Annotated in this window: 23 protein-coding genes; 9 read left to right on the forward strand and 14 right to left on the reverse strand. The window is 69.2% G+C overall.

The genetic code is table 11. From position 1 onward, the window contains the following. Positions 1-103 precede the first annotated feature (103 nt). The 7 genes from trpS to sdhC form a co-directional block, all read right to left on the reverse strand. Positions 104-1,108: a tryptophan--tRNA ligase gene (gene trpS / locus NT132_RS05950; protein WP_297786286.1), complete on the reverse strand. Its 1,005-nt coding sequence runs from the start codon at positions 1,106-1,108 to the stop codon at positions 104-106. A gap of 85 nt (positions 1,109-1,193) precedes the next feature. After that, positions 1,194-2,039, reverse strand: coding sequence for an exodeoxyribonuclease III (locus NT132_RS05955; RefSeq protein ID WP_297786289.1), 846 nt, complete (start codon positions 2,037-2,039; stop codon positions 1,194-1,196). Positions 2,040-2,087: 48 nt separating this feature from the next. Then, positions 2,088-3,281, reverse strand: coding sequence for a YihY/virulence factor BrkB family protein (locus tag NT132_RS05960; RefSeq protein ID WP_297786292.1), 1,194 nt, complete (start codon positions 3,279-3,281; stop codon positions 2,088-2,090). Positions 3,282-3,367: 86 nt separating this feature from the next. Next, on the reverse strand, positions 3,368-4,141 hold the full coding sequence (locus NT132_RS05965; protein ID WP_297786295.1) for a succinate dehydrogenase iron-sulfur subunit: 774 nt from the start codon (positions 4,139-4,141) through the stop codon (positions 3,368-3,370). Next, positions 4,141-5,970, reverse strand: a complete 1,830-nt coding sequence (sdhA, locus tag NT132_RS05970) for a succinate dehydrogenase flavoprotein subunit (RefSeq protein WP_297786298.1) — start codon at positions 5,968-5,970, stop codon at positions 4,141-4,143. The genes NT132_RS05965 and sdhA overlap by 1 nt, the downstream gene beginning before the upstream one ends. A 44-nt stretch (positions 5,971-6,014) precedes the next feature. Further along, positions 6,015-6,455, reverse strand: a complete 441-nt coding sequence (locus NT132_RS05975; protein WP_297786300.1) for a succinate dehydrogenase hydrophobic membrane anchor subunit — start codon at positions 6,453-6,455, stop codon at positions 6,015-6,017. Next, a complete protein-coding gene (gene sdhC, locus NT132_RS05980) occupies positions 6,455-6,889 on the reverse strand; it encodes a succinate dehydrogenase, cytochrome b556 subunit (protein WP_297786303.1) in 435 nt (144 codons plus the stop codon). Before sdhC ends, NT132_RS05975 begins: the two co-directional genes overlap by 1 nt. A gap of 206 nt (positions 6,890-7,095) precedes the next feature. On the opposite strand from sdhC, the gene NT132_RS05985 reads away from it, so the two are divergent. From NT132_RS05985 to NT132_RS06020, 8 genes are all read left to right on the forward strand, one after another. After that, on the forward strand, positions 7,096-8,211 hold the full coding sequence (locus NT132_RS05985) for a mannose-1-phosphate guanylyltransferase (protein ID WP_297786306.1): 1,116 nt from the start codon (positions 7,096-7,098) through the stop codon (positions 8,209-8,211). A 202-nt stretch (positions 8,212-8,413) separates the two neighbouring features. Then, positions 8,414-9,508 (forward strand): BMP family ABC transporter substrate-binding protein, encoded by a 1,095-nt coding sequence (locus NT132_RS05990; RefSeq protein ID WP_297786309.1) that lies wholly within the window; start codon positions 8,414-8,416, stop codon positions 9,506-9,508. A gap of 94 nt (positions 9,509-9,602) precedes the next feature. Then, positions 9,603-11,126, forward strand: coding sequence for an ABC transporter ATP-binding protein (locus tag NT132_RS05995; RefSeq protein ID WP_297786312.1), 1,524 nt, complete (start codon positions 9,603-9,605; stop codon positions 11,124-11,126). Continuing rightward, positions 11,123-12,418 carry an ABC transporter permease gene (locus NT132_RS06000; protein WP_297786315.1) on the forward strand — a complete coding sequence of 432 codons (1,296 nt, stop codon included), beginning with the start codon at positions 11,123-11,125 and terminating at the stop codon, positions 12,416-12,418. The genes NT132_RS05995 and NT132_RS06000 overlap by 4 nt, the downstream gene beginning before the upstream one ends. Next, positions 12,415-13,716, forward strand: coding sequence for an ABC transporter permease (locus NT132_RS06005; RefSeq protein ID WP_297786318.1), 1,302 nt, complete (start codon positions 12,415-12,417; stop codon positions 13,714-13,716). Before NT132_RS06000 ends, NT132_RS06005 begins: the two co-directional genes overlap by 4 nt. A gap of 22 nt (positions 13,717-13,738) precedes the next feature. Then, positions 13,739-14,140 (forward strand): cytidine deaminase, encoded by a 402-nt coding sequence (locus NT132_RS06010; RefSeq protein WP_297786321.1) that lies wholly within the window; start codon positions 13,739-13,741, stop codon positions 14,138-14,140. Beyond that, positions 14,137-15,429 carry a thymidine phosphorylase gene (locus NT132_RS06015; protein WP_297786324.1) on the forward strand — a complete coding sequence of 431 codons (1,293 nt, stop codon included), beginning with the start codon at positions 14,137-14,139 and terminating at the stop codon, positions 15,427-15,429. Before NT132_RS06010 ends, NT132_RS06015 begins: the two co-directional genes overlap by 4 nt. Positions 15,430-15,445: 16 nt before the next feature. Next, entirely contained in the window at positions 15,446-16,561 is a 1,116-nt protein-coding gene (locus tag NT132_RS06020) for an adenosine deaminase (protein ID WP_297786327.1), read from the forward strand. A gap of 80 nt (positions 16,562-16,641) precedes the next feature. Here the strand turns inward: NT132_RS06020 and NT132_RS06025 are convergent, their stop codons facing one another. From NT132_RS06025 to NT132_RS06055, 7 genes are all read right to left on the reverse strand, one after another. Next, positions 16,642-17,541, reverse strand: a complete 900-nt coding sequence (locus NT132_RS06025) for a hypothetical protein (protein ID WP_297786332.1) — start codon at positions 17,539-17,541, stop codon at positions 16,642-16,644. Positions 17,542-17,871: 330 nt separating this feature from the next. Continuing rightward, entirely contained in the window at positions 17,872-19,020 is a 1,149-nt protein-coding gene (locus tag NT132_RS06030; protein WP_297786335.1) for a mannitol-1-phosphate 5-dehydrogenase, read from the reverse strand. After that, positions 19,017-19,454: a PTS sugar transporter subunit IIA gene (locus tag NT132_RS06035; RefSeq protein WP_297786338.1), complete on the reverse strand. Its 438-nt coding sequence runs from the start codon at positions 19,452-19,454 to the stop codon at positions 19,017-19,019. The genes NT132_RS06030 and NT132_RS06035 overlap by 4 nt, the downstream gene beginning before the upstream one ends. An 81-nt stretch (positions 19,455-19,535) precedes the next feature. Then, positions 19,536-21,089 (reverse strand): PTS mannitol transporter subunit IICB, encoded by a 1,554-nt coding sequence (locus tag NT132_RS06040; RefSeq protein WP_297786342.1) that lies wholly within the window; start codon positions 21,087-21,089, stop codon positions 19,536-19,538. After that, on the reverse strand, positions 21,089-22,777 hold the full coding sequence (ptsP, locus tag NT132_RS06045) for a phosphoenolpyruvate--protein phosphotransferase (RefSeq protein ID WP_297786345.1): 1,689 nt from the start codon (positions 22,775-22,777) through the stop codon (positions 21,089-21,091). Before ptsP ends, NT132_RS06040 begins: the two co-directional genes overlap by 1 nt. A 5-nt stretch (positions 22,778-22,782) precedes the next feature. Continuing rightward, complete coding sequence (locus tag NT132_RS06050; protein WP_297786348.1) at positions 22,783-23,055, reverse strand: HPr family phosphocarrier protein; 273 nt, start codon at positions 23,053-23,055, stop codon at positions 22,783-22,785. A 13-nt stretch (positions 23,056-23,068) separates the two neighbouring features. Then, positions 23,069-23,365 carry a PTS sugar transporter gene (locus NT132_RS06055; RefSeq protein ID WP_297786352.1) on the reverse strand — a complete coding sequence of 99 codons (297 nt, stop codon included), beginning with the start codon at positions 23,363-23,365 and terminating at the stop codon, positions 23,069-23,071. A gap of 172 nt (positions 23,366-23,537) precedes the next feature. On the opposite strand from NT132_RS06055, the gene NT132_RS06060 reads away from it, so the two are divergent. Beyond that, on the forward strand, positions 23,538-23,954 hold a 417-nt coding region (locus tag NT132_RS06060; protein ID WP_297786355.1), incomplete at its 3' end, for an HTH domain-containing protein.

A 23,954-nucleotide genomic window follows, 5' to 3' on the forward strand; every position in this document is an offset into this window, starting at 1 on the left:
CCCACGCGGCGCACCCACGCGGCGCACCCACGCGGCGCAGGCACGCGGCGCACCCACGCGGCGCACGCACGCGGCGCAGGCGCGCGGCGGAAGCCGCGCTCGGTCAGGAGCGGCGGAGGAGACCCATCCGGTCGTAGACGGCGTCGAGCGTGCCGTTGGCGACGGATGCGGCCTTGTCCGCGTTCCGGGCCAGCACGCGGTCGAGTTCCGCGGGGTCGTCGAGCAGTGCGAGGGCGCGCTCACGCACCGGGCCGAACTCGTTCACCACGACCTCGGCCAGGCCCTTCTTGAAGTCGCCGTAGCCGCGACCCGCGTACTCGTCCTCGATGGACGGGATCTGCCGGCCGGTGAGGGCCGCGTAGATCACGAGCAGGTTCGAGACGCCGGGCTTGGCATCGCGGTCGTAGCGGACCACGCCCTCCGAGTCGGTGACGGCGCGCATGATCTTCTTCGCGCTCTTGGCCGGGTCATCGAGCAGCCACAGGACTCCCGCATCCGACTCCGCCGACTTCGACATCTTCGCGGTCGGGTTCTGCAGGTCATAGATGCGGGCGGTGTCCTGCTGGATCATCGGCATCGGCACCCGGAACGTGTCGCCGTAACGGGAGTTGAACCGCTCCGCGAGGTCGCGGGTGAGCTCGACGTGCTGCTTCTGGTCGTCACCCACTGGCACGATGTCGGCCTGGTAGAGCAGGATGTCGGCGGCCATCAGGATCGGATACGTGAACAGGCCGACGTTGGTGCCATCCGTGCCGTACCGGCTCGACTTGTCCTTGAACTGCGTCATCCGGCTGGCCTCACCGAAGCCCGTGATGGTCGACAGGATCCAGGCGAGCTCCGCGTGAGCGGGAACCTGCGACTGCACGTACAGCGTCGACTTGGCCGGCTCGATGCCCGCGGCGATGTACTGCGCTGCGGTGCGGCGGGTCTTCGCGCGAAGCTCCGCGGGATCGTTCGGCTGGGTGAGCGCGTGCAGATCGACGACCGAGAAGAAGGCGTCGTACGACTCCTGCAGGTCGCGCCACTGCATCAGCGCCCCGATGTAGTTGCCGATCTGGAGGGAATCGGCCGAAGGCTGCATTCCGGAGTACAGGCGCGCTTTGCTCACCGGTCAAGTCTAGGAGGTCCGGATGCGGCGCCCGCCCGGGGCCGTGACGCCCGGGCACATCGCCACGGTGACGTCGCCGCCGGCCTCAGCCGATGGTGTAGTCCACCACCACGGGGGCGTGATCGCTCCAGCGCTCCGCGTAGGCGGCGGCGCGGGCGACGCGGTAGTCGGCGACGCGGTCTGCGAGCGGCCGCGTCGCGAGGTGGTAGTCGATGCGCCAGCCGGTGTCGTTGTCGAAGGCCTGACCGCGGTTCGACCACCAGGTGTAGGGCCCGTCCACCTCACCGGCGAAGCGGCGGCCGACATCCACCCAGCCGAGCCCGGTCCCGGTCGACCCGTCGACCCCGAGCACATCCGCGCCCTCGTCGCCGAGGAAGCGGTCGAAGTACGCGCGCTCCCGCGGCAGGAACCCCGCCTTCTTCATGTTGCCGCGCCAGTTCTTGATGTCGAGTTCACGGTGCCCGACGTTCAGGTCGCCCATGATGACCGCGAGCGCGCCGTCGGCGGCGAGCTGCGGCATCCGGGCGCTCATGGCGTCGAGGAACCCGTACTTGGCGTCCTGCTTGGGGGTGCCGTCCTCGCCGGAGTGCACGTACGCGCTCACGACGGTGAGCCGCTGCCCCTCGATGTCGAAGTCGGCTTCCAGCCAGCGGCCTTGCGAGTCCACGCTCGCATCGCCCAGTTCGGTGCGGGAGGCGACGGCGGGGATGCGGCTGGCGACGGCGACGCCGGAGCGGCCCTTGGTGTGCGACTCGTCGTGCAGCAGTTCCCAGCCGGGGAGCGCTGTCTCGAGGTGGGCGCGCTCGGCGCGCACCTCCTGCAGGGCGAGGATGTCGACGCCCGCGGCGTCCAGCCAGGTGGCCATGCCGTTGCGGACGGCGGCACGGATGCCGTTGACGTTGACGGTGGCGATACGCAGGTTTCGGGGCACGGATCCAGCGTAATCGGCCCCGCCGACATCCCCGCCGGCGGGGCGCGCTCAGTCCAGGAAGCGTCGCGGGGGCGGTGGGGGCGGGTCGGACTCGAGGCGCGTGAGCTCGGCCGTCGCACGCCGCAGCTCCCGATCGGCGCGCGGGCGGCGCCAGAGCGCCGCGTGCTCTCGGGCCGCGTGCGCCTCGCGGACGCGCACCTGCGCGGCCAGATGCAGCGCGTCGTACTCGAGCCGGCGGCGCTGCGCGTCGGTGAGCTCGACGAGTGGCTCCTCCCGGTCGGAGGTGGCGACCGCGATCCACGCGCCGGCGACGAGGATGACGATGCCGTTCAACCGGAACCACAGCAGGAAGCCGATGAACACGGCGAACGTCGCCAGCAGCGGGTTCGTGGGGGAGTAGATGAGCAGGAGACCGGCGCCCAGCTGCAGCACGGCGAGAGCGCCGCCGCCCAGCAGTGAGCCGGGCCAGATGCGCCGCCAGTGCAGCGACGTGCCGGTGAGGAAGCGGAACAGCAGCGCGAGGGCGACCGCGTTGATCGCGAAGGCCACGAGAAGGGTGAGCGCGCGCAGCGCGATCGCCGACCACGTCTCGTCGCTGCCCCACCCGATGAGGCCGAAGACGACGTCCAGCGCCCACACGGTGACCTGCACCAGCACCCAGCCGGCGAGAAGGCCCACACCGAACAGCAGCGCGGCGATGAAGTCCCTCGCCTTCAGCAGCACGTAGCTGCGATCGTCGTAGGGCAGTCCGAACGTGTCGCGGACGGCGCGCCGGGCATAGGTGACGAACCCGATCGCGGTCCACACGACGACCACGAGGGCCACGATGCCGGTGATCGTCACCAGGCTCCCGCTGGCGGCGGCGACCGCCGCCACCTGAGACGGTTTGATGAGCCCGTCGTCGCTGATGAGATTCGGGATGTAGCTGTTCACGATGTCGATGAGCCCGTGCACCGCGTTCGCATCGCCGCCGAGCCACAGCCCGACGATGGCCGCGGCGAGGTAGATCCCGGCGAAGATCGTGAACAGGGACTGGTAGCTGATGCCCGCCGCCAGGAGGAACCCGTTGTGCTGCAGGAAGTGCCGCCATACCCGGATGGGGAACCAGGCGAGGGTGCGACGGGTCAGCGCGGTGGCGCGTTCGAGCGGGAGGTCGAGCCGTCCCCGCAGCTCCGCCTGCCGCGCATCCCAGCGGTTGCGGAGCCCCGGAAGCGCCGCATCCTGTCGTCGTTCGTCCGGCACGCGCTCAGACTATCGAGCCCACGCCGTGCGGAAACGACGAACCGGATGCGGCGAGCTGCCGCATCCGGTTCGTTCCACGTTCGAGGTCAGGCGCCGCGGAGGACCGCCTGCTTGACCTCGGCGATCGCCTGCGTGACCTGGATGCCGCGGGGGCACGCTTCGGTGCAGTTGAAGGTGGTGCGGCAGCGCCACACGCCTTCCTTGTCGTTGAGGATGTCCAGGCGCATGTCGCCCGCGTCGTCGCGCGAGTCGAAGATGAACCGGTGCGCGTTCACGATCGCCGCCGGCCCGAAGTACTGGCCGTCGGTCCAGAACACGGGGCAGGACGAGGTGCACGCGGCGCACAGGATGCACTTGGTGGTGTCGTCGAAGCGCTCCCGGTCGGTGACCGACTGCAGCCGCTCCTTGCCCTTCTCCGGCGCGGACTTCGCGATGAGGAAGGGCTGCACCTCACGGAAGGAGGCGAAGAACGGCTCCATGTCGACGATGAGGTCCTTCTCCAGCGGCAGGCCCTTGATGGCCTCGACGTAGATCGGCTTGGAGATGTCCAGGTCCTTGATCAGCGTCTTGCAGGCCAGCCGGTTCCGGCCGTTGATGCGCATGGCGTCCGAGCCGCAGATGCCGTGCGCACACGAGCGGCGGAAGCTCAGCGAGCCGTCCACCTCCCACTTGATCTTGTGCAGCGCGTCGAGCACACGGTCGGTGGGGTACATCTCCACGTCGTAGTCCACCCAGCGCGGCTCGTCGTCGACCTCGGGGTCAAAGCGGCGGATGTTGAACGTGACGAGATACGACTGGATGCCGGAGTCCGCCGTGACGGCGGACGGGGCGTCGGTCTCTGCGGCGACGACGGTCGACATCAGTACTTCCTCTCCATCGGCGGGTAGTTGAACTCGCCCTGCTCGTTCTTCGTGAACACGACCGGTTTCCAGTCCAGCTTGATGTGGTCCTCGGGATCCGGCGAGTGCGGGTCTCCGGTCAGGTACGCCATCGTGTGCTGCATGTACTGGGAGTCGTCGCGGTCGGGGTAGTCCTCGCGCATGTGACCGCCGCGGCTCTCCTTGCGGTTGCGCGCCGCATAGGCGACGATCTCCGCGAGGTCGAGCAGGAAGCCGAGTTCGACGGCCTCGAGGAGGTCGGTGTTGTACCGCTTGCCCTTGTCGTCGACGTGCACGTTCTTGTAGCGCTCGCGCAGGTCGTGGATGGTGCCCATGACGCTGGTCAGGGTCTCCTCGGTGCGGAAGACCTGGGCGTTGGCGTCCATCTCCTCCTGCAGCTTCTTGCGCAGCACCGGCACTCGCTCGCTGCCCGCGTTGCTGCGGAGGTTCTCCAGCATCTCGCGGACCTCCTTGGCGGGGTCCTCGGGCAGCGGGACGAAGTCTGCGGTCTGCACGTACTCGACGGCATTGCGACCCGACCGCTTGCCGAACACGTTGATGTCCAGCAGCGAGTTGGTGCCGAGGCGGTTCGCGCCGTGCACGGACACGCAGGCGCACTCGCCGGCGGCGTACAGGCCCGGAACCACGGTGTCGTTGCTCGCGAGCACCTCGCCGGCGGTGTTGGTCGGGATGCCGCCCATGGCGTAGTGCGCGGTCGGCATCACCGGGACCGGCTCCACCACCGGGTCGACGCCGAGGTACGTGCGCGCGAACTCGGTGATGTCGGGCAGCTTGGTCTCGAGCACCTCGGCGCCCAGGTGGGTGCAGTCGAGGTAGACGTAGTCCTTGTTCGGTCCGGCGCCGCGACCCTCCAGGACCTCCTTGACCATGCACCGGGCGACGATGTCACGGGGCGCCAGGTCTTTGATGGTCGGGGCGTAGCGCTCCATGAAGCGCTCACCCGAGGCGTTGCGCAGGATCGCGCCCTCACCACGGGCGCCTTCCGTAAGCAGGATGCCGAGACCGGCCAGTCCGGTCGGGTGGAACTGGAAGAACTCGATGTCCTCCAGCGGCAGTCCCTTGCGCCAGATGATCCCGACGCCGTCACCGGTGAGGGTGTGTGCGTTCGAGGTGGTCTTGTAGATCTTGCCGAAGCCGCCGGTGGCGAAGATGACGGCCTTCGAGTGGAACACGTGCAGGTCACCCGTGGCGAGCTCGTATGCGACGACGCCCGCGACCTGCGTGGCGCCGTCGGCGTCCTCGGTCGTGATGAGGTCGAGCACGTAGAACTCGTTGAAGAAGTTGATGCCGAGCCGGACGCAGTTCTGGAACAGCGTCTGCAGGATCATGTGACCGGTGCGGTCGGCCGCGTAGCAGGCGCGACGCACGGGGGTCTTGCCGTGATCGGCGGTGTGACCGCCGAAGCGGCGCTGGTCGATCTTGCCCTCGGGCGTGCGGTTGAAGGGCAGCCCCATGTTCTCGAGGTCGATGACCGCCTCGATGGCTTCCTTGGCGAGGAGCTCGGCCGCATCCTGGTCGACCAGGTAGTCGCCACCCTTGACGGTGTCGAAGGTGTGCCACTCCCAGGAGTCCTCCTCGACATTGGCGAGCGCGGCGGCCATGCCACCCTGCGCCGCGCCGGTGTGGGACCGGGTCGGGTACAGCTTGCTGATGACCGCGGTCTTCGCGCCGGGGCCGGCCTCGATCGCCGCACGCATCCCGGCGCCGCCGGCGCCCACGATGACGATGTCGAACTGGTGGTAGTAGACGCCGTCCTTGACGACGGTGTCCTCGGTCGAATGGGTGCTCACAGATTGCCTCTTGTCGTTCTCTCGTCGTCAGTAGGCGGCGCGCGCTACTGGCACAGCTCCCAGAGCGAGCTCTCGCTCGTCACGCCCAGGCAGGGGTCGAAGGTGAACACCACGAGGGTGCCCAGCACGATCAGGAACGCCGCCACGATCCAGATGGCCCAGACGAGCGTGCGCCGGGTGACGTTGTGGGTGACGTAGTCGTTGACGATGGTGCGCATGCCGTTGGCGCCGTGGATCAGCGCGAGCCACAGCATCAGGACGTCCCACCACTGCCAGAACGGCGTGGAGAGCTTGCCGGCGACGAAGGCGAAGTCCACCTGGTGGATGCCATCGCCGGTGAGCAGGTTCACGAACAGGTGGCCGAAGATGAGCACCACGAGCAGCACGCCGGAGGCGCGCATGTAGACCCAGCCCCACTTCTCGAAGTTCGGGCCCTTTCGGGGGGACGTGTACGGGGTGCGGGGTTCCGCGATCGCAGCGCTCATCAGTGACCGCCTCCCATCGAAGCGAAGACGTTGATGAGGTGGCGCGGGGCGAAGCCGAGCATCGTGACGAGCCAGACGCCGAGCACGATCCACCACAGCTGGCGCTGGTACTTGGCGCCCTTGGCCCAGAAGTCCACCAGGATGATGCGCAGTCCGTTGAAGGCGTGGTACGCGATCGCGGCGACGAGGAAGACCTCACCGATGCCCATGATCGGGTTCTTGTACGTGCCGATGACGGCGTCGTACGCCTCCGGGGAGACGCGGATGAGCGCCGTGTCCAGGACGTGCACGAGAAGGAAGAAGAAGATGGCGACACCGGTGATCCGGTGCAGGACCCACGACCACATCCCCTCGTTGCCGCGGTACAGCGTTCCGCGGGGAACCTTGGAGGTCGTCTGGGCTATGGATGGTGTGACGCGTGCTGGTGCAGACACGATCGTCCTCCCTGATCGAACACGGCGAAGCGGACGGTGCTTCGTCGGGGGCGCAGACCCCCTGCGTCACTCGGGCGCTGGCGTTCATCCTATTCCCGGCATCGAAAAGGCGCTCTTTAGGCGAGCCTTATTGTCTCGACGTCGAGATAACTGATGCCGTCACGGACTGTCACGCGTCGGCAACCTCCGCCCGGTACCGTGAGGGCATGGCGAACCCTATCGAGGACTTCTACGCGGTCATCCCCGCCGGCGGCATCGGCAGCAGGCTCTGGCCGTTGTCGCGTGCCGAGGCCCCCAAGTTCCTGCACGACCTCACCGGGTCGGGGCAGACGCTGCTGCGCGACACCTGGGATCGGCTGATGCCGCTCGCCGGCGAAGAGCGGATCGCGGTCGTCACCGGACGGGCCCACCGGGCCGCGGTAGAGGCGGAGCTGACGGGCATCCCGGACCGGAACGTGTTCCTGGAGTCGGAGCCGCGCGATTCGACCGCGGCCATCGGACTCGCCGCCGCGGTGCTGGTGCGTCGTGAGCCGGACGTCGTCATCGGGTCGTTCGCCGCCGACCATGTGATCCGCGGCGCCCGCGTGTTCGACTTCGCCGTGCGCCAGGCGGTCGAAGTCGCCCGCGCCGGCTACATCTGCACCATCGGCATCCAGCCGAGCGAGGCGTCCACCGGGTTCGGTTACATCAAGCGCGCCGGTGAGCTCGATGTGGACGGTGCCCCGGAGGCGAGCCTGGTGGAGCGCTTCGTGGAGAAGCCCGACCTCGAGACCGCGAAGGCGTACTTCATCGATCGGGCGTATTCGTGGAACGCGGGCATGTTCATCTCCCGGGCCGATGTGCTTCTCGCCGAGATCGCGGCGAACGAACCGGAGCTGCATGAGGGGCTCCTGGAGCTGGCCGCCGCGTGGGACGACCGCGACACCCGGGGGCCTGCGGTCGATCGCATCTGGCCGGAGCTGAAGAAGATCGCCATCGACTACGCCGTCGCCGAGCCCGCCGCCGCAAAGGGCCGGCTCGCGATGGTCCCCGGCCACTTCGACTGGGACGACGTGGGGGATTTCGCCAGCCTCACCAAACTCATGTCCAACGGACGCAAGGGCGACCTCGCGATCCTGGGCGAGAACGCGCGCATCCTCTCCGATGCGTCCAGTGGCATCGTCGTCTCGCAGACGCAGCGGATCATCTCGCTCATCGGCGTGCAGGACATCGTGGTGGTGGACACCCCCGACGCGCTCCTGGTGACCACGAGCGAACACGCGCAGCGGGTCAAACAGGTCGTCGACGCGCTCAAGCTCACCGGACGCGGCGACGTCCTCTGAGGCAGGGTCTGCTCCGGATGCTGAGACCCGGTGCCGCACCGACCGGTACTGCGGACCGCTCCGCGCCGCAATGCCCCGGTTTGTAACCATTGCGTTGCGTCCTGACTCTGAGACGGGTCGCCCGTCGTCACATTCGGTAACGTGACCGGCATCCGCTCCAGAATCCCCTGGGACGGACCATGTCTTTTTTGTTGTAGGTCTCGTGAAGAAGACGACGACCAAGGCGCTCATCAGCGGCCTGGCGATCACGGCCACCGCGGTGCTGCTTGCCGGCTGTGGCTCTGCCCCTGAAGATTCGAGCACCGGCGCCGCCGCATCCGACTACCTGCCCTGCATGGTTTCCGACTCCGGCGGGTTCGACGACAAGTCGTTCAACCAGCTCGGCTACGAGGGGCTCCAGCAGGCCGCCGAGGAGCTCGGTGTCGAGGCCAAGACGGTCGAGTCGCAGTCCGAGACCGACTTCGAGTCCAACGTGCAGAGCCTCGTGGACCAGAACTGCTCGACCATCATCACGGTCGGCTTCTTGCTCGCCGACGCCGCCTCGGCGTCCGCGAAGGCCAACACCGACATCGAGTACGTCTCGATCGACGACGTGGTCGACACCGACTTCGACGGCGAGACCGACGCCCCGAACATCAAGCCGATCATCTTCGACACCGCCCAGGCGGCGTTCCTGGCCGGTTACCTCTCCGCCGGCGTCACCACCACGGGTGTCGTGGGCACCTTCGGTGGCATGAACATCCCGACGGTCACCATCTTCATGGACGGCTTCGCCCAGGGTGTGGACTACTACAACCAGGAGAACGGCGCCGATGTCGCCGTCATCGGTTGGGACAGCGAGGCTCAGGACGGCTCGTTCACGGCCGGCTTCGAGGCCAACGACACCGCCCGTCAGATCGCTCAGGGTCTGATCGACCAGAACGCGGACATCATCCTGCCCGTCGGTGGTCCGATCTACCAGTCGGCCGCGTCCGCCATCGAGGACTCCGGCAAGGACATCGCCCTGATCGGTGTCGACGCCGACGTCTTCGAGACCGACCCGTCGGTCGCGCCGCTGCTGCTCACCTCGATCCTCAAGGGCATCGACGTGGGCGTGTACGACGCCGTCCTCGCCGCCGGTAAGGACGACTTCGACGCCTCGCCGTTCGTCGGCACGCTCGCCAACGAGGGTGTCGGCCTGGCCGACTTCCACGACTGGGCCGACAAGGTCCCGGCTGACCTGTCCGCCAAGCTCGACGAGCTGAAGCAGGCGATCATCGACGGTGACATCACCGTCACGTCTTACCTGGCCGAGTAACACCGGTCACTGTGGAGGGGAGGTCGGCTCAGCCGGCCTCCCCTCCCACGTTCCGCGGTGACGCCGCGGAACCCGCGCGACTTAGGATCGACCTATGAAACTCGAGCTCCGAGGTATCACGAAGACGTTCGGGTCTCTCGTGGCCAACGACCACATCGATCTCACCGTGGAACCCGGCGAGATCCACTGTCTTCTCGGCGAGAACGGCGCCGGCAAGTCCACACTGATGAACGTGTTGTACGGCCTGTATCAGGCCGACAGCGGCGAGATCCTCCTCAATGACGAGGCGCAGCGTTTCGCCGGCCCGGGCGATGCCATGCGCGCCGGCATCGGCATGGTGCATCAGCACTTCATGCTTATCCCCGTGTTCACGGTGGCGGAGAACGTGATGCTCGGCCACGAGGAGACGACGTTCGGCGGGCGACTCGACCTCACCGCCGCCCGCGCGAAGGTGCGCGAGATCTCGGAGCGGTTCGGGTTCGACGTCGACCCCGATGCCCTGGTCGAGGATCTCCCGGTCGGCGTGCAGCAGCGGGTCGAGATCATCAAGGCGCTTTCCCGCGACGCCCGCGTGCTCGTCTTCGACGAGCCCACGGCCGTCCTCACCCCGCAGGAGACCGACGAGCTGATGGGCATCATGCGTCAGCTGAAGGCGTCCGGCACCTCGATCGTGTTCATCACCCACAAGCTGCGTGAGGTCCGTGAGGTCGCCGACCGCATCACCGTCATCCGGCTCGGCAAGGTCGTCGGGGAGGCATCGCCCACCGCATCCAACGCAGAACTCGCCTCGCTCATGGTGGGGCGCTCGGTGGAGCTGACCGTGCACAAGGGGCCGCCGACACTCGGCGGAACCGGCCTCGTCGTGGAGGGTCTGACGGTCATCGATCACATCGGTCAGCTCGTGGTCAACGACGTGAGCTTCGAGGTGCAGCGCGGCGAGGTCCTCGCGGTCGCGGGCGTCCAGGGCAACGGGCAGACGGAGCTCACCGAGGCGTTGCTCGGGCTGCAACCGCACGTGGAGGGCACGATCCACCTCGATGGCACCGAACTCAGCGGTCGCAGCGTCCGCGACATCCTCGACGCCGGCGTCGGGTTCGTCCCGGAGGACCGCACCGAGGACGGCCTGGTGGGGGAGTTCTCCGTCGCCGAGAACCTCATCCTCGACCGCTCCGGCGGTGCCCCGTTCGTCAAGGCCGGGAGCCTGCAGCTGAACGACCTCGCCCGCTTCGCCGAGGAGAAGGTCGTCGAATTCGACGTGCGCACCCCCTCCGCCGAGACCAAGGTCGGGCGGTTGTCCGGCGGCAATCAGCAGAAGGTCGTGCTCGCGCGTGAACTGAGCCGCGACCTGCGCCTGCTCGTTGCGGCACAGCCCACCCGCGGCGTCGATGTCGGATCGATCGAATTCATCCACAAGCGCATCGTCGCCACCCGCGACGCCGGCGTGCCGGTCGTGGTGGTCTCCACCGAGCTCGATGAGGTGCTCGCCCTCGCGGACCGCATCATGGTGATGTACCGCGGCAAGGTCATCGGGATCGTCCCCGGTACGACCCCGCGAGCCGTCCTCGGTCTGATGATGGCCGGCGAGAAACCCAGCGCTATCGAAGGGGCCGCCGCATGAGCGACCGCACATCCGACGCCGACGTGGCCGTCGAGCCGACCCGACGCTCCCGCGCCGCCGCGCCCGCCGAGGGTCGCTGGCACCGCGCCTTCCGTGAGATCGTCAGCGGCAACCTGATGATCTCGGTGCTGGCGGTCGTGCTGGCGCTCATCGTCGGCGCCGTCATGATCGCCGTCACCGACACCGGGGTGCAGGCCGCCGCGGGCTACTTCTTCGCCCGGCCGCTGGACACCTTGGCCGCGATCTGGCAGGCCGTGTCCGGCGCGTATGCCGCGTTCTTCCAGGGGTCCATCTACAACTTCGGCCGCCCGTCGTTCGCCACCGGCATCCGGCCGCTCACCGAGACGCTGGCCTTCGCCACGCCGCTGATCGCCGCCGGTCTCGGCGTCGCACTCGCGTTCCGCGTCGGCATGTTCAACATCGGTGGCCGCGGCCAGATGCTCGTCGCTGCGGCCGCCGCGGGCTGGGTCGGGTTCGGTGTGGATCTCCCCTGGGGCATCCACCTCATCGTCGCGCTGCTCGCGGGTATGGTCGCCGGTGCCGTCTGGGCCGGCATCGCGGGCCTGCTGAAGGCCCGCACCGGGGCGCACGAGGTCATCGTCACAATCATGCTCAACTACGTCGCGCTCTACCTCGTCACCTGGATGCTGCGCACCCCGGGCCTCCTGCAGGCGCCCGGGTCGAGCAACCCGAAGACGCCGGCGATGAAGGACACCGCGATCTTCCCGGATCTGCTGGGCCCGGGCTACAGCCTGCACTTCGGGTTCATCCTGTCGATCATCGGCGTCGTCGTGGTCTGGTGGATCCTCAACCGCTCGGCGCTGGGCTTCCGCTTCCGTGCCGTCGGCGAGAACCCGAACGCCGCGCGCGTCGCCGGCATCAACGTCAAGTCGATGTACGTCTACGCGATGCTTCTCTCGGGTGCCCTCGTCGGCCTCGCCGGCGTCGACCAGGTGCTCGGCACCACCACGACCGGTTTCTCCAGCGGTATCGACGCCGGCATCGGCTTCGACGCGATCACGGTCGCGCTCCTCGGCCGCTCCACTCCCATCGGGGTGCTCGTGGCCGGCATCCTCTTCGGGGCGTTCAAAGCGGGCGGTTACGCCATGCAGGCCGCAGAGGGCGTGCCGATCGAGATCGTCGCCGTGGTGCAGTCGCTGATCGTGTTGTTCATCGCTGCACCGCCGCTGGTGCGCGCGATCTTCCGGCTCCCCGCCCCCGGCTCGACACCCAAGCGGAAGCGCCCCGTCGTCACGCGAGAACTGACCACCGGTGAAGGGAGCGCGACATGAGCACCGTGCCCACCGAGCACCAGACCGCGAGCCCCGCACCGCAGGTGCTCGCCACCACCGTCGTGGTCAGCTGGAAGGCACCGATCGTCTTCGGCGTCATCACGCTGCTGGCCGCCGTGCTGTTCCTCCTCGTTGGTTCGGGCGGGGGAGCCGTGTTCCGGCTCACGTCCGAGGGCGACGTCATCTCCCTCCCCGAGGTCACCCTGGACGGGCGCACCACCGGGATCGTCGTGGTCATCGCGCTCGCGCTCATCTCGATCGCGAGTGCCCTGCTGGTGCGCGCGAAGCGTCGCGTGCCGCTCTGGTTGACGATCGCCTTCGCGATCCTGTTCGTCGCCGGATTCCTCACCTGGGCGGCCGCGGGCGCAAAGACCCACGTGATCCCCATGCCGGGGCTCCTCGCCGGCGCCTTGAGCCTGTCGGTGCCGCTCATCTACGGTGCGCTCGGCGGTGTCATCAGCGAGCGCGTCGGCGTCGTCAACATCGCGATCGAAGGTCAGCTGCTGGCCGGCGCCTTCACCTCCGCCGTGATCGCGAGCATCACCGGCAACCCGTTCCTGGGCCTCCTCTCGGCAGCGGTCGCCGGCATGCTCGTTTCGTTCGCGCTCGCCGCGTTCTCGATCAAGTACTTCGTCGACCAGGTCATCGTCGGTGTCGTGTTGAACGTGCTGGTGGTCGGACTGACGAGCTTCCTCTATTCGCAGGTGCTCACCGAGGATGGCGGCGCGCTCAACTCCCCGCCCCGCTTCCCCCGCATCAACATCCCGGTGCTCGGCGACATCCCGCTGATCGGCCCGATGCTCTTCCGGCAAACCGTCATCGTCTACATCATGTACGTCGCCGTCATCGCGGTGTACGTCGGTCTGTTCCACACCAAGTGGGGTCTGCGGCTGCGCGCCGTCGGCGAGCACCCGCAGGCCGCCGACACCGTGGGCATCAACATCGCCCGCACCCGCTTCTGGAACGTGTCTCTCGCCGGCGCGATCGCCGGCCTCGGCGGGGCGTTCTTCACGCTCGGATCCGTCGGCGCGTTCAACAAGGAGATGACGGCGGGCGCCGGTTATATCGCGCTGGCGGCGGTCATCTTCGGCCGCTGGGACCCGGTCCGCGCCACCCTCGCCGCATTGCTGTTCGGCTTCGCGTCGAACCTGCAGAACACGCTCGGCGTCATCGGCTCTCCGGTACCGAGCGAGTTCATGCTCATGCTGCCGTACATCGTCACGATCTTCGCGGTGGCGGGGCTCGTCGGCAAGGTCCGCGGGCCCGCCGCATCCGGCAAGCCGTACATCAAGGGCTAACGCCCGCATCCGGAGACCGACCATGACTCAGATCGACTGGACGGCGCTGCGTGCAGCGGCCGTCGATGCCATGACGAAGGCGTACGCGCCGTACTCGAACTACCCCGTGGGTGCCGCGGCGCTCACCGACGACGGGCGCATCGTGTCCGGGTGCAACGTGGAGAACGCCTCCTACGGGGTGGGGCTGTGCGCCGAATGCGCCCTGGTCGGCAACCTGCACATGACCGGCGGCGGCAAGCTCGTCGCATTCGTATGCGTGAACGGCGCCGAAGCGACGATCATGCCGTGCGGACGCTGCCGTCAGCTGCTGTACGAAGCCTCGGCACCGGAGATGGTGCTGGAGACCGTGTCGGGCATCCGCACGATCGACGAGGTGCTGCCCGACGCCTTCGGGCCCCGCGACCTGGAGGCGGTGCGCGCATGAGCGGCGTCGAGGCCTTCGACGCCGTCGACGTCATTCGCGCCAAGCGCGACGGCGAGGCCGTCCCGGAAGACGCCCTGCGGTGGATGATCGACGCGTACACGCGAGAGTACGTCTCGGATGCGCAGATGGCGGCGTTCGCGATGGCGGTGCTGCTCAACGGCATGGAGCGTTCCGAGATCCGCGTCATGACCGACGCGATGATCGCCTCGGGGGAGCGGATGAGCTTCGCCGGGCTCGGGAAGACCACGGTCGACAAGCACTCCACCGGCGGGGTGGGCGACAAGATCACGCTGCCGCTGGCACCGCTCGTCGCCTCGTTCGGGGTGGCGGTCCCGCAGCTGTCGGGCCGCGGACTCGGCCACACCGGCGGCACGCTCGACAAGCTGGAATCGATCCCCGGCTGGCGCGCCGCGCTGAGCAACGAGGAGCTCACCGCGCAGCTTGCCTCGGTCGGCGCGGTCATCTGCGCGGCCGGCTCCGGCCTCGCCCCCGCCGACAAGCGGCTCTACGCCCTGCGGGACGTCACCGGCACGGTCGAGGCGATCCCGCTCATCGCCTCCAGCATCATGTCGAAGAAGATCGCCGAGGGCACCGCCGCGCTGGTGCTGGACGTGAAGTTCGGCTCCGGCGCCTTCATGCGTGACGTCGACCGTGCGCGCGAACTCGCTCGCACGATGGTCGCCCTCGGCACCGACTCCGGCGTCGCGACCACGGCCCTGCTCACCGACATGAACACCCCGCTCGGCTTCGCCATCGGCAACGCCAACGAGGTGCGGGAATCCGTCGAGGTGCTCGCCGGCGGCGGCCCCGCCGACGTCGTGGAGCTCACCCTCGCCCTGGCCCGTGAGATGCTCGCGCTCGCCGGTCTCCCGGACGCCGACGTCGAGGGGGCGCTTCGCGACGGACGAGCCATGGACACCTGGCGCGCCATGATCCGCGCGCAGGACGGCGATCCGGATGCGGCTCTTCCCGTCGCTCGCGAGACCCACACCGTCACCGCATCCCGGTCCGGTGTCGTCTCACGACTCGAGGCGCTGCCGTTCGGGATCGCGGCGTGGCGCCTGGGCGCCGGCCGTGCCCGCGCCCAGGACCCCGTCGTCCACGCCGCGGGAATCGATCTGCACGTCAAGCCCGGCGACACCGTCGCCGCCGGTCAGCCGTTGTTCACCCTGTCGGCGGATGATGGGGCGCGGTTCGACCGCGCTCTCTCAGCCGTCGACGGAGCATGGGAGATCTCGGATGAGGCACCCGCCGCATCCCCTCTCGTGCTCGAACGCATCACAGCCTGACCCCGGAGGAGAACCGATGCCCATCGACCAGTACGGTGACGCCCGCCTCGACGGCGTGTCGATCCGGAGCCTCCCGAAGATCTCGCTGCACGACCACCTCGACGGCGCGGTCCGCCCCGACACGATCGCCGAACTCGCCGATCAGGCCGGGATCGCGCTGCCCGAGACCGACGCCGGCGACCTCACCGATTGGATCGCCGAGCGTACCGACTCGGGGGCGCTCACCGAGTACCTCACCGCGTTCGAGGTCACCACCTCGGTCATGCAGACGCGCGAGCAGCTCAGCCGCGTCGCGCGGGAGTTCGTCGAGGACCTGGCTGAGGACGGTGTCATCTACGGCGAGGTGCGCTGGGCGCCCGAGCAGCACCTCCTCGGGGGCCTCTCGCTCGAGGACGCGGTCGAGGCGGTGCAGGAGGGCATCGAAGAGGGCGAGGATGCCGCATCCGACGCCGGTCGCGACATCCGGGTGGGGCAGCTGCTGACCGCGCTGCGGCACACCGACCAGTCGCTGCGGATCGCGAAGCTCGCGGTCGACTTCCGTGACCGGGGCGTCGTCGGTTTCGACCTCGCCGGGGCCGAGGACGGATTCCCGCCCTCGCGTCACCAGAAGGCGTTCGACTACCTCGCCGCGCAGTTCTTCCCGGTGACGGTGCACGCCGGTGAGGCCGCCGGGATCGACTCGATCCGTTCCGCGCTCCTCGACGGCCGGGCGCTCCGGCTCGGGCACGGTGTGCGCATCGCGCAGGATCTCGAGGTCATCGCCCGCTCCGGCGACACGGTCGAGGTGACCTTCGGTGACCTGGCGCGCTGGGTGCGGGACCGTGAGATCCCGCTGGAGCTCTCGCCGTCCTCGAACCTGCAGACCGGTGCCATCGCGGCCTGGGGCGAGGAGATGCAGGATCACCCCTTCGACCTGCTGTACCAGCTGGGGTTCGCGGTGACCGTGAACGTCGACAACCGCACCATGAGCCGCACATCGCTCACGCGGGAGCTCGCGCTGCTGGTGGAGACGTTCGACTATGGTCTCGACGACCTGGAGCGCTTCCAGCTCAACGCTGCGTCCGCGGCGTTCCTCCCGGTGGAGGAGCGCGAGGAGCTCATCGACCTCGTCGCCGACGGCTTCGAGCAGTAGGTTCCGCGTCCGCAGGCCCGTCCGTCTGCCCGTCCGCCTGTCCCTTTCGCCGAGACCACATCCGTTTCGCGAGACCACATCTATTCGGATAGGTGCTCGCGCAACAGATATGGTCTCGGTGTGCGCGGCGGGCGGACGCCGAATGCTGCGAGGCGCCTTCCCAGCGCATGAGCGTCGGGCATGTGCCGAAACTGCCATCGCGCGAAGGACTTCCTCGTCGTGCCGCGGATCCAGTCCTCCCGCTCCTTCTCGTCGGCGAGAGCCTGTTCCGGTGTCCGACCGCGCAGGAAGACGGGATCGCTGTACTTCGACTCACCATCGAATTCCCCCCACGCGTCCCCGAGATCGAAGTCGACGTCGTACGTCTGGCCGCGCGGGCCGGGGACGGGCACCTGCAGATCGAGCGCGGGGAAGCCGAGCCGGCAGAGATAGAGCCGGCTGACCGATTCGCCGACGCTCTCGGCGCGTGCGTCGGCGGAACCGATGATCACACGTGCCTGTCGGATACCACGAGCTCCCGAGGACCGGGCGACGCGTTCTGCCAGTGCAGCGCGTAAGTCCTCCGCCGCATCCAGGTTGAGATGAGATCGGTCTGCGCCGGCAGGAAGGGCCACCCGTCGAAGGGCGCTGTCGGACAGGGCGAAGGCCGCCTCCTCGCTGAGCATGCGGACCATATCGAAGGTGGTGCGCGGGAGCGACGTCACGCCCACCTTCCCCTCGTCGAGCCAGAGGATGTCCGACGCGTCCAGATGGTCGGCGTGGCGCATGACGTGTCGCGTCGAGGGCGCGCCGGCGTGTGTCTGAATGACATGCACACGGTCCGTGTGCGTCCGGAAAAGCGGAAGCCGCCAAAATGCGGCGGCGGTCGCGTAGGCGAAGACGAGCGGCGCGCCGCGGGACTGGGCCAGCAGCGCTTCGGCGGCCGCACGCACGCGTTCTTCGGGGTAGGCCTCGTGCCACTCGTCGTTATCGACGAACACGCCGGGTCGAAGCCGAAGGAGCGGCGCCGCGCGTTCGGGCTGGAGGGGTCGCCCGGGCACGTCTTTCCGCAGGATCAGGCGGGGGTCTTGACGTGGTGTCATACGGCGAGCATGTTGGCCTCCGCCATCTCGCAGCGGCGAGCACCGATGGCTGTGGACGAACGGCCTCGCCCCGCGCCGCGGGGAGGAGAGGTGGTGTCCGTCGTCCGGCCGCGACGAGACCACATCCGTCCACCGAGACCACATCAGATCGGATGTCGTCTCGGCGAATGGATGTCGTCTCGGCCGCGAAGGTGCCGGCGGGCCGGGGCGGGGCGCCGGGGCAGCGCGCTACAGCGCGGCGATCCGGGCGGCGACGACCGCCTCGACCGGCGCGAACAGCGGATGCTGCGGCTCGAGGCCCGTCACCTGCGCGGTGAAGGCGGCCGCATCCAGGTCCCGCAGCAGACGCTGCAGTTCGACGGCCTCCGGGTCCTCCGGGGCGGCGAACTCGAGTGCCGCGCCGACGGTCGCCACGAGAGCCGTCGTGGACAGCCCGCGCTCGGCGGCCTCGGCGGCCGGGCCGATGAAGCGTTCGTGACGGGAGAGCTTGCGCAGCGGCTGACGCCCGACGCGCCACACCGTGTCGGGCAGCTCGGGGTTGCGGAAGCGGCCGATGATCGTCTCGCGGTAGCGGGCCAGCTCATCCGGAGTGAACCCGTGCTTCGCGATGAGGGCGGCCGAGGTCTCGGCGAGGGTCGCCGACACGGCATGCGCGATCTCGGGCACCGCGAGGGCGTCGGAGATCCGTTCCACGCCGGCGCGAGCGCCGAAATACGCGGTGGCGGCGTGCCCGGTGTTGACCGTGAACAGCTTCCGCTCGATGTAGGGCCCGAGCTCCGCGACGAAGTGCGCACCCGGGATGTTCGGGCGCCGGTCGCCGAACGGCCCCGCCTCGATCGCCCACTCGAAGTACGGCTCCACCACGACGTCCACACCGATGCCCTCGGGCTGACCGGGGACGATGCGGTCGACGGCGGTGTTCGCGAACACGGCACGGTCCGCGAGCGCCGCCCAGTCCTCGCCCGCGTCCGCCGCGGCGAGCTCGCGCAGCGTGTCGGTCGCGCCGATCGCGTTCTCGCACGCCATGACCTGCAGCGGGGGCAGCGATGCGGAACGAGCGCGGAGGCCCGCCACGAGGGTCGGGGCGACGAAGCGCAGGATGCTGGGGCCGACCGCGGTGGTCACGACATCTGCCGTCGCGATCTCGGCGACGACCGCATCCGGGTCCGCCGCGCTGTTGAGCGCCCGGAAGCCGGTGACCTCGACGTCCGTGCCGCCGTCGCCCACTTCGTGCACCGTGTAGCGGTCGACCGCGTTGATCGCGTCGACCAGGGGCGCGGCGACGTCCGAGAAGACGACGTCGTAGCCGCCCTCGTGCAGGAGGAGGCCCACGAACCCGCGGCCGATGTTCCCGGCGCCGAAGTGGACGGCCTTCATTCGTTCACCGCGGACAGCATCGCGAACAGCTCCTCGGGGGTCGAGGCCGCCTTGAGCTTCTCGACCTCGTCCTCGTCGGAGAACAGCAGTGCGATCTGCGACAGGATCTCCAGGTGCTCGTCGCCGCGGCCGGCGATGCCGATCACGAACCGCACCGGCTCCCCGCCCCAGTCCACCCCGCCGTCGTAGCGGATGACCGCGAGGGCGGAGGAGAGGATGGTGTCCTTCGTCTCGTTCGTCCCGTGCGGGATCGCGAGTTCGTTGCCCATGTAGGTCGACACGGTCCGCTCGCGCTGCAGCATGGCGTCGTAGTACTCCGAGGTGACCGCGCCGGCGGCCTCGAGCATGTCGGCGGCTTCTCGCATCGCCTCCTCGGTGGTGGCGGATCCGGAGTGGATGCGAACCTGACCGATGTTGAGAACCTCGCCTGCCATGATCTGTCCTATCTCGTTGCGTGTGTCGGGGGGACGAAGGATGCGGTGGGGCCGATGCGATGACCGGCCCCACCGTCCTTCCTACTTCTTCTGCTGATCCACGACCAAGCTCACGACCTCGTCGTACTTCGGCGAGTTCATGAAGTTGTCGACCGACACGTGGACCGCATCCGGCGTCTTCTGGCGCGCGCGGTCGGTCAGCTGGTTCTGCGTGATCACCAGGTCGGCCGAGGAATCGAGGCTCGCGATCGCCTTGTTCGTGACCGTCACGCCCTCGACGCCCGCCTTCTTGATCTTGTTGCGGAGCACGCTCGCGCCCATGGCCGACGATCCCATGCCGGCGTCGCACGCGAACACGATGTTCCTGATCTCGTGCTCGGTCATGACGGCGGGCTCGATGCCGCCGCCGGCCGACGTGGCCGCCCCGCCCCGCAGGCCGCTGAGCGCGTCGGAGGACTTGCCCTTAGCCGCCTCGGTCTGGGTGATCGCGGCGCCGAACGCGTCGTCGGTCGCGGCCATCGTCTCGAGGTCGCGCTTGCGGGAGGCCCGGAGGATCAGGGCGGCGATCAGGAAGGTGACACCGGCGGACAGGATGACCGACAGGATCACCGCCAGATACGACCCGGCTGCGGTCTGCGCCAGCACCGCGATGATGCTGCCGGGTGCCGCCGGTGCGCGCAGTGCACCGCCGAGGAGCATGTTCGTCGTGACGCCCGTCATGCCGCCGCCGATGAGGGCGAGGATGAGGATGGGCTTCATCAGCGCGTACGGGAAGTACACCTCGTGGATGCCGCCGACGAACTGGATGAGCGCCGCGCCCGGGGCGGAGGCGCGGGCCGCGCCGATGCCGAAGAACGTGAACGCGAGGAGCAGACCGAGGCCGGGGCCGGGGTTGGCCTCGAGCAGGAACAGGATGGAGGAACCCTGGTCCGCGGCCTGCTGCACGCCCAGCGGGGTGAGCACGCCGTGGTTGATCGCGTTGTTGAGGAACAGCACCTTGGCTGGCTCGATGAGGATGCTGGTCAGCGGCAACAGGTTCATGTCGACGAGCCAGTTGACGGCGTTGCTGAGGACCGTCATGAGGCCGTTCACGAGCCACGCGATCGGGTAGAAGCCGATGACGGCGAGGACGAAGCCCCAGATGCCGGCCGAGAACATGTTCACGAGCATCTCGAAGCCGGCCCGCACCTTGCCCTCCCACAGGCTGTCGAGCCACTTCATCGTGTACGCCGCGATCGGCGCCATGATCATCGCGCCGATGAACATGTGCACCTGGCCGAGCTGGTTGTCCGCGGGGAGATCCGCGTTGACCTGGGCGATGAGGAGGTCGGAGCCTGCGATCGCGCCCATCGTGGCGATGGCCGCGACCACGCCGCCGCGGACGCCGTAGACGATGTTTCCACCGGTGTATGCGATCAGCAGGGGCAGCAGGTAGTGGATGAACGGGCCCACGATGGTCGCGAGGTCCGCGTTCGGGGTGAATCCGGCCGCGATGAAGAACGCGGTGAAGATGCCCCAGGCGATCAGCGCGGGGATGTTGGGCATGATCATGCCGGAGAGGAACGTGCCGAAGCGCTGCACTCCGACCCGTGCCTTGTTTCCGCCTGATGTGGCGGATGGCGACATCGTTGTCATCACTGTGTCTCTTTCTGTGTGGATGCCGCGGCCGCACGGGCCGCGTCTCGGGCGGATGCCGCGTCATCGGCGGCGAGGGCGGCTTCGGCGATGCGCTGGGCATCGTCGAGGCCGTACAGCAGGAGGCTCGCGCGAACGTCCGCGAGAGCCGTGGGGGCCATGGACAGGGAGGTCGCGCCGAGGCCCACGAGGACCACGGCGAGGAGCGGATCGGCGGCGGCCTCACCGCAGATCCCGACCGGCTTGCCGACGGCGCGTCCCGCGGCCCCGACCTCGGCCACGAGGCGCAGGACCGCCGGGTGCCATGGGTCCTGGAAGCCGGCGACCGACCCGAGGAGCCGGTCGGCGGCCATCGTGTACTGGGTCAGGTCGTTCGTCCCGATGGAGGCGAAGTCGGCGTGGCGCAGCACCCGGTCGGCGAGGAGGGCGGAGGAGGGAACCTCGACCATCACCCCGGCGGTGCGGATGCCGTACTCGCGCGCCATGTCGACGAAATAGCGCGTCTCCTCGACCGTTGACACCATGGGTGCCATGACCCACAGGTCGGCGGACTTGCCCGCTGCGCTCACGGCCGCATCCGCCTCGGCGAGGGCGGTGAGCTGCTCGCGCAGGATGTCCTCGTTGGCGCGGAGGGCGCGCAGGCCACGCAGGCCCAGCGCCGGGTTCTCCTCGTGGGCGTCGTTGAGGAACGCCAGCGGCTTGTCGGCGCCGGCGTCAAGTGCCCGCACCACCACCTTCTTGCCGCGGAAGGCGGCCAGCAGCTTCTCGTAGCTCTCGCGCTGCTGCGCGACGGTCGGCGCGTGCGCGGAACTGAGGAAGAGGAACTCGGTGCGGAACAGGCCCACGCCCTCGGCTCCGAGCTCGACCGCCTCGGTCGCACCTTCGGCGTTGCCGAGATTCGCCAGCAGCGGGATCGTCGTGCCGTCGGCCAGCGCACCGGGCGTGATCGGGGCGGATGCGGCGGCGGCGCGGTCCGCGGCACGGCGCTGCGCCCGGTCGAGCTCCTCCGCGGAGGGGTCGGTCGTGACGACCCCGGCGGCCGCGTCGACGATGACGATGTCGCCATCGCGCAGCTCGGCCGCATCCGCTGCCCCCACGATCGCCACGATGCCCTTCTGCCGGGCGAGGATCGCGGTGTGCGAGGTGGGGCCGCCGTCGCTCGTGACGAGCGCCAGCACCTGACCCAGGTCGAGCAGGGCGGTGTCGGCGGGGGCGAGGTCGGGGGCGACCAGGACGAACGGATGCCCGGGGTCCGGGACGCCCGGCGCGGGGACGCCGCGGAGCCGTGCGATGACCCGCTGTGCGACGTCGTCGAGGTCCGCCGCGCGCTCACCGAGGTAGCCGCCGGCGGCGGTCAGCAGATCGCGGAACGATGCGAACGCGTCGTACACCGCCCACTCGGCGGTCACACCGCGGCCGAGCCGCTCGGTGATCTCGTCGTCGAGGGCGGGGTCCTCGGCCATCATCGCCTGCGCCTCGAGCACATCCTGCGCCGTGCCGCCCGCCTGCTCGCCGCGCGCCTCAAGCTCGCGCGCCACGGCGGCGACGGCCTCTCGGACACGGGCGGTCTCGGCCTCCGCGCCGATCGTCGAGGGTTCGTCGGTCGGCGCGGGGAGGGGCGCCGCCATCCGTGCCACCGGCCCCTGGGCGACGCCGAGCCCGATGCCGACGCCGTGGATCTGGGTCACCGTGATCACTCCGCGTCGTGGTCGGTGGTCAGCAGGTCTGCCAGGTCGTCGAGGACGGACTCGGCGTTCTCGCCCTCCGCGGTCAGCGTGACGTAGTCGCCCTGGTTGATGCCGAGGGCGATGACGCCGAGGATGCTCGTCGCGTTGACGGGCTTGCCCGCATCCTTCGCCAGGGTCACCGGGAGTCCCGACTCCTTCGCCGCCTGCACGAACAGCTTCGCGGGCCGGGCGTGCAGGCCGTGAGAGGAACCGATGCGGACGGTGCGGGTGGCGGACATGTCGATCCTTCGCTCAGCGGATGGGGGTGATCAGGGTGAGGGCGCGCGTTCCGTCGATGTCGGAGAACACGTCCTCGGGGAGCGCGATGGCGCGGACGCCGAAGCGTTCCGCCTCGGCACGCACGTCGTCGAGGTCGGGAAGGTGGGGGCCGATCAGCAGCGTGTCGGCCTCCGGCAACCTGCTGGACAGCGACGCGCGCGTCACGGCCGCCGTATCGATGTCGAGCCCCGCGGCCCGTGCTGCGGCGCGGAGCCGCTGTGCCACGAAGGTGCTGGACGCGCCCGCACCACACACGACGAGGATCCTCATCGATTCGCCTTCCCTTCCTGTCTATCCTGGGAAATTCCCGTGAGCGGGACAACCAAACGTTCTTCCGCCCCTGCGGAAAGCGGCTGCCGGGGGCCCGCGGCGTGGTGGAATGGGGAACCGGGCGGACCGAACCGGCACGGAGGAAGCAGTGACGCGAGCCAGGCAGGATCGGATGCTGGCGTTGCTCGTCCGCGAGAACGACTGGCTGACGGCGGCGGCGCTCGCCGACGCCCTTGGGGTGACGCCCCGCAGCATCCGGTCGTACGTCACCGCGGTGAACGCCCGCACGGCCGGGGCGATCGAGTCGGGGCCGCAGGGCTACCGTGCCGGCGCCGAAGCGGGGGCGGCGCTGCAGGCGGGCGCGGATGCGGCCACCCCGCGGGACCGGCTGCACACCGTGGTGCGGTCGCTGCTCGACGAACCTCAGGGCATCGACGTGTTCGAGACGGCCGACCGCCTCTTCGTGTCTGCGGCGACGATCGAGGCCGACCTGTCCCGCGTCCGGGGGCTCCTGGCCGGCACCGAGCTGACGCTCGAGCGATCGGCCTCCCGCGCTCGGCTGGTCGGGACCGAGGGGGCGACCCGGCGG

It is taken from the genome of Microbacterium sp. (genome assembly GCF_026393345.1).
In the GTDB taxonomy this organism is placed as follows: domain Bacteria; phylum Actinomycetota; class Actinomycetes; order Actinomycetales; family Microbacteriaceae; genus Microbacterium.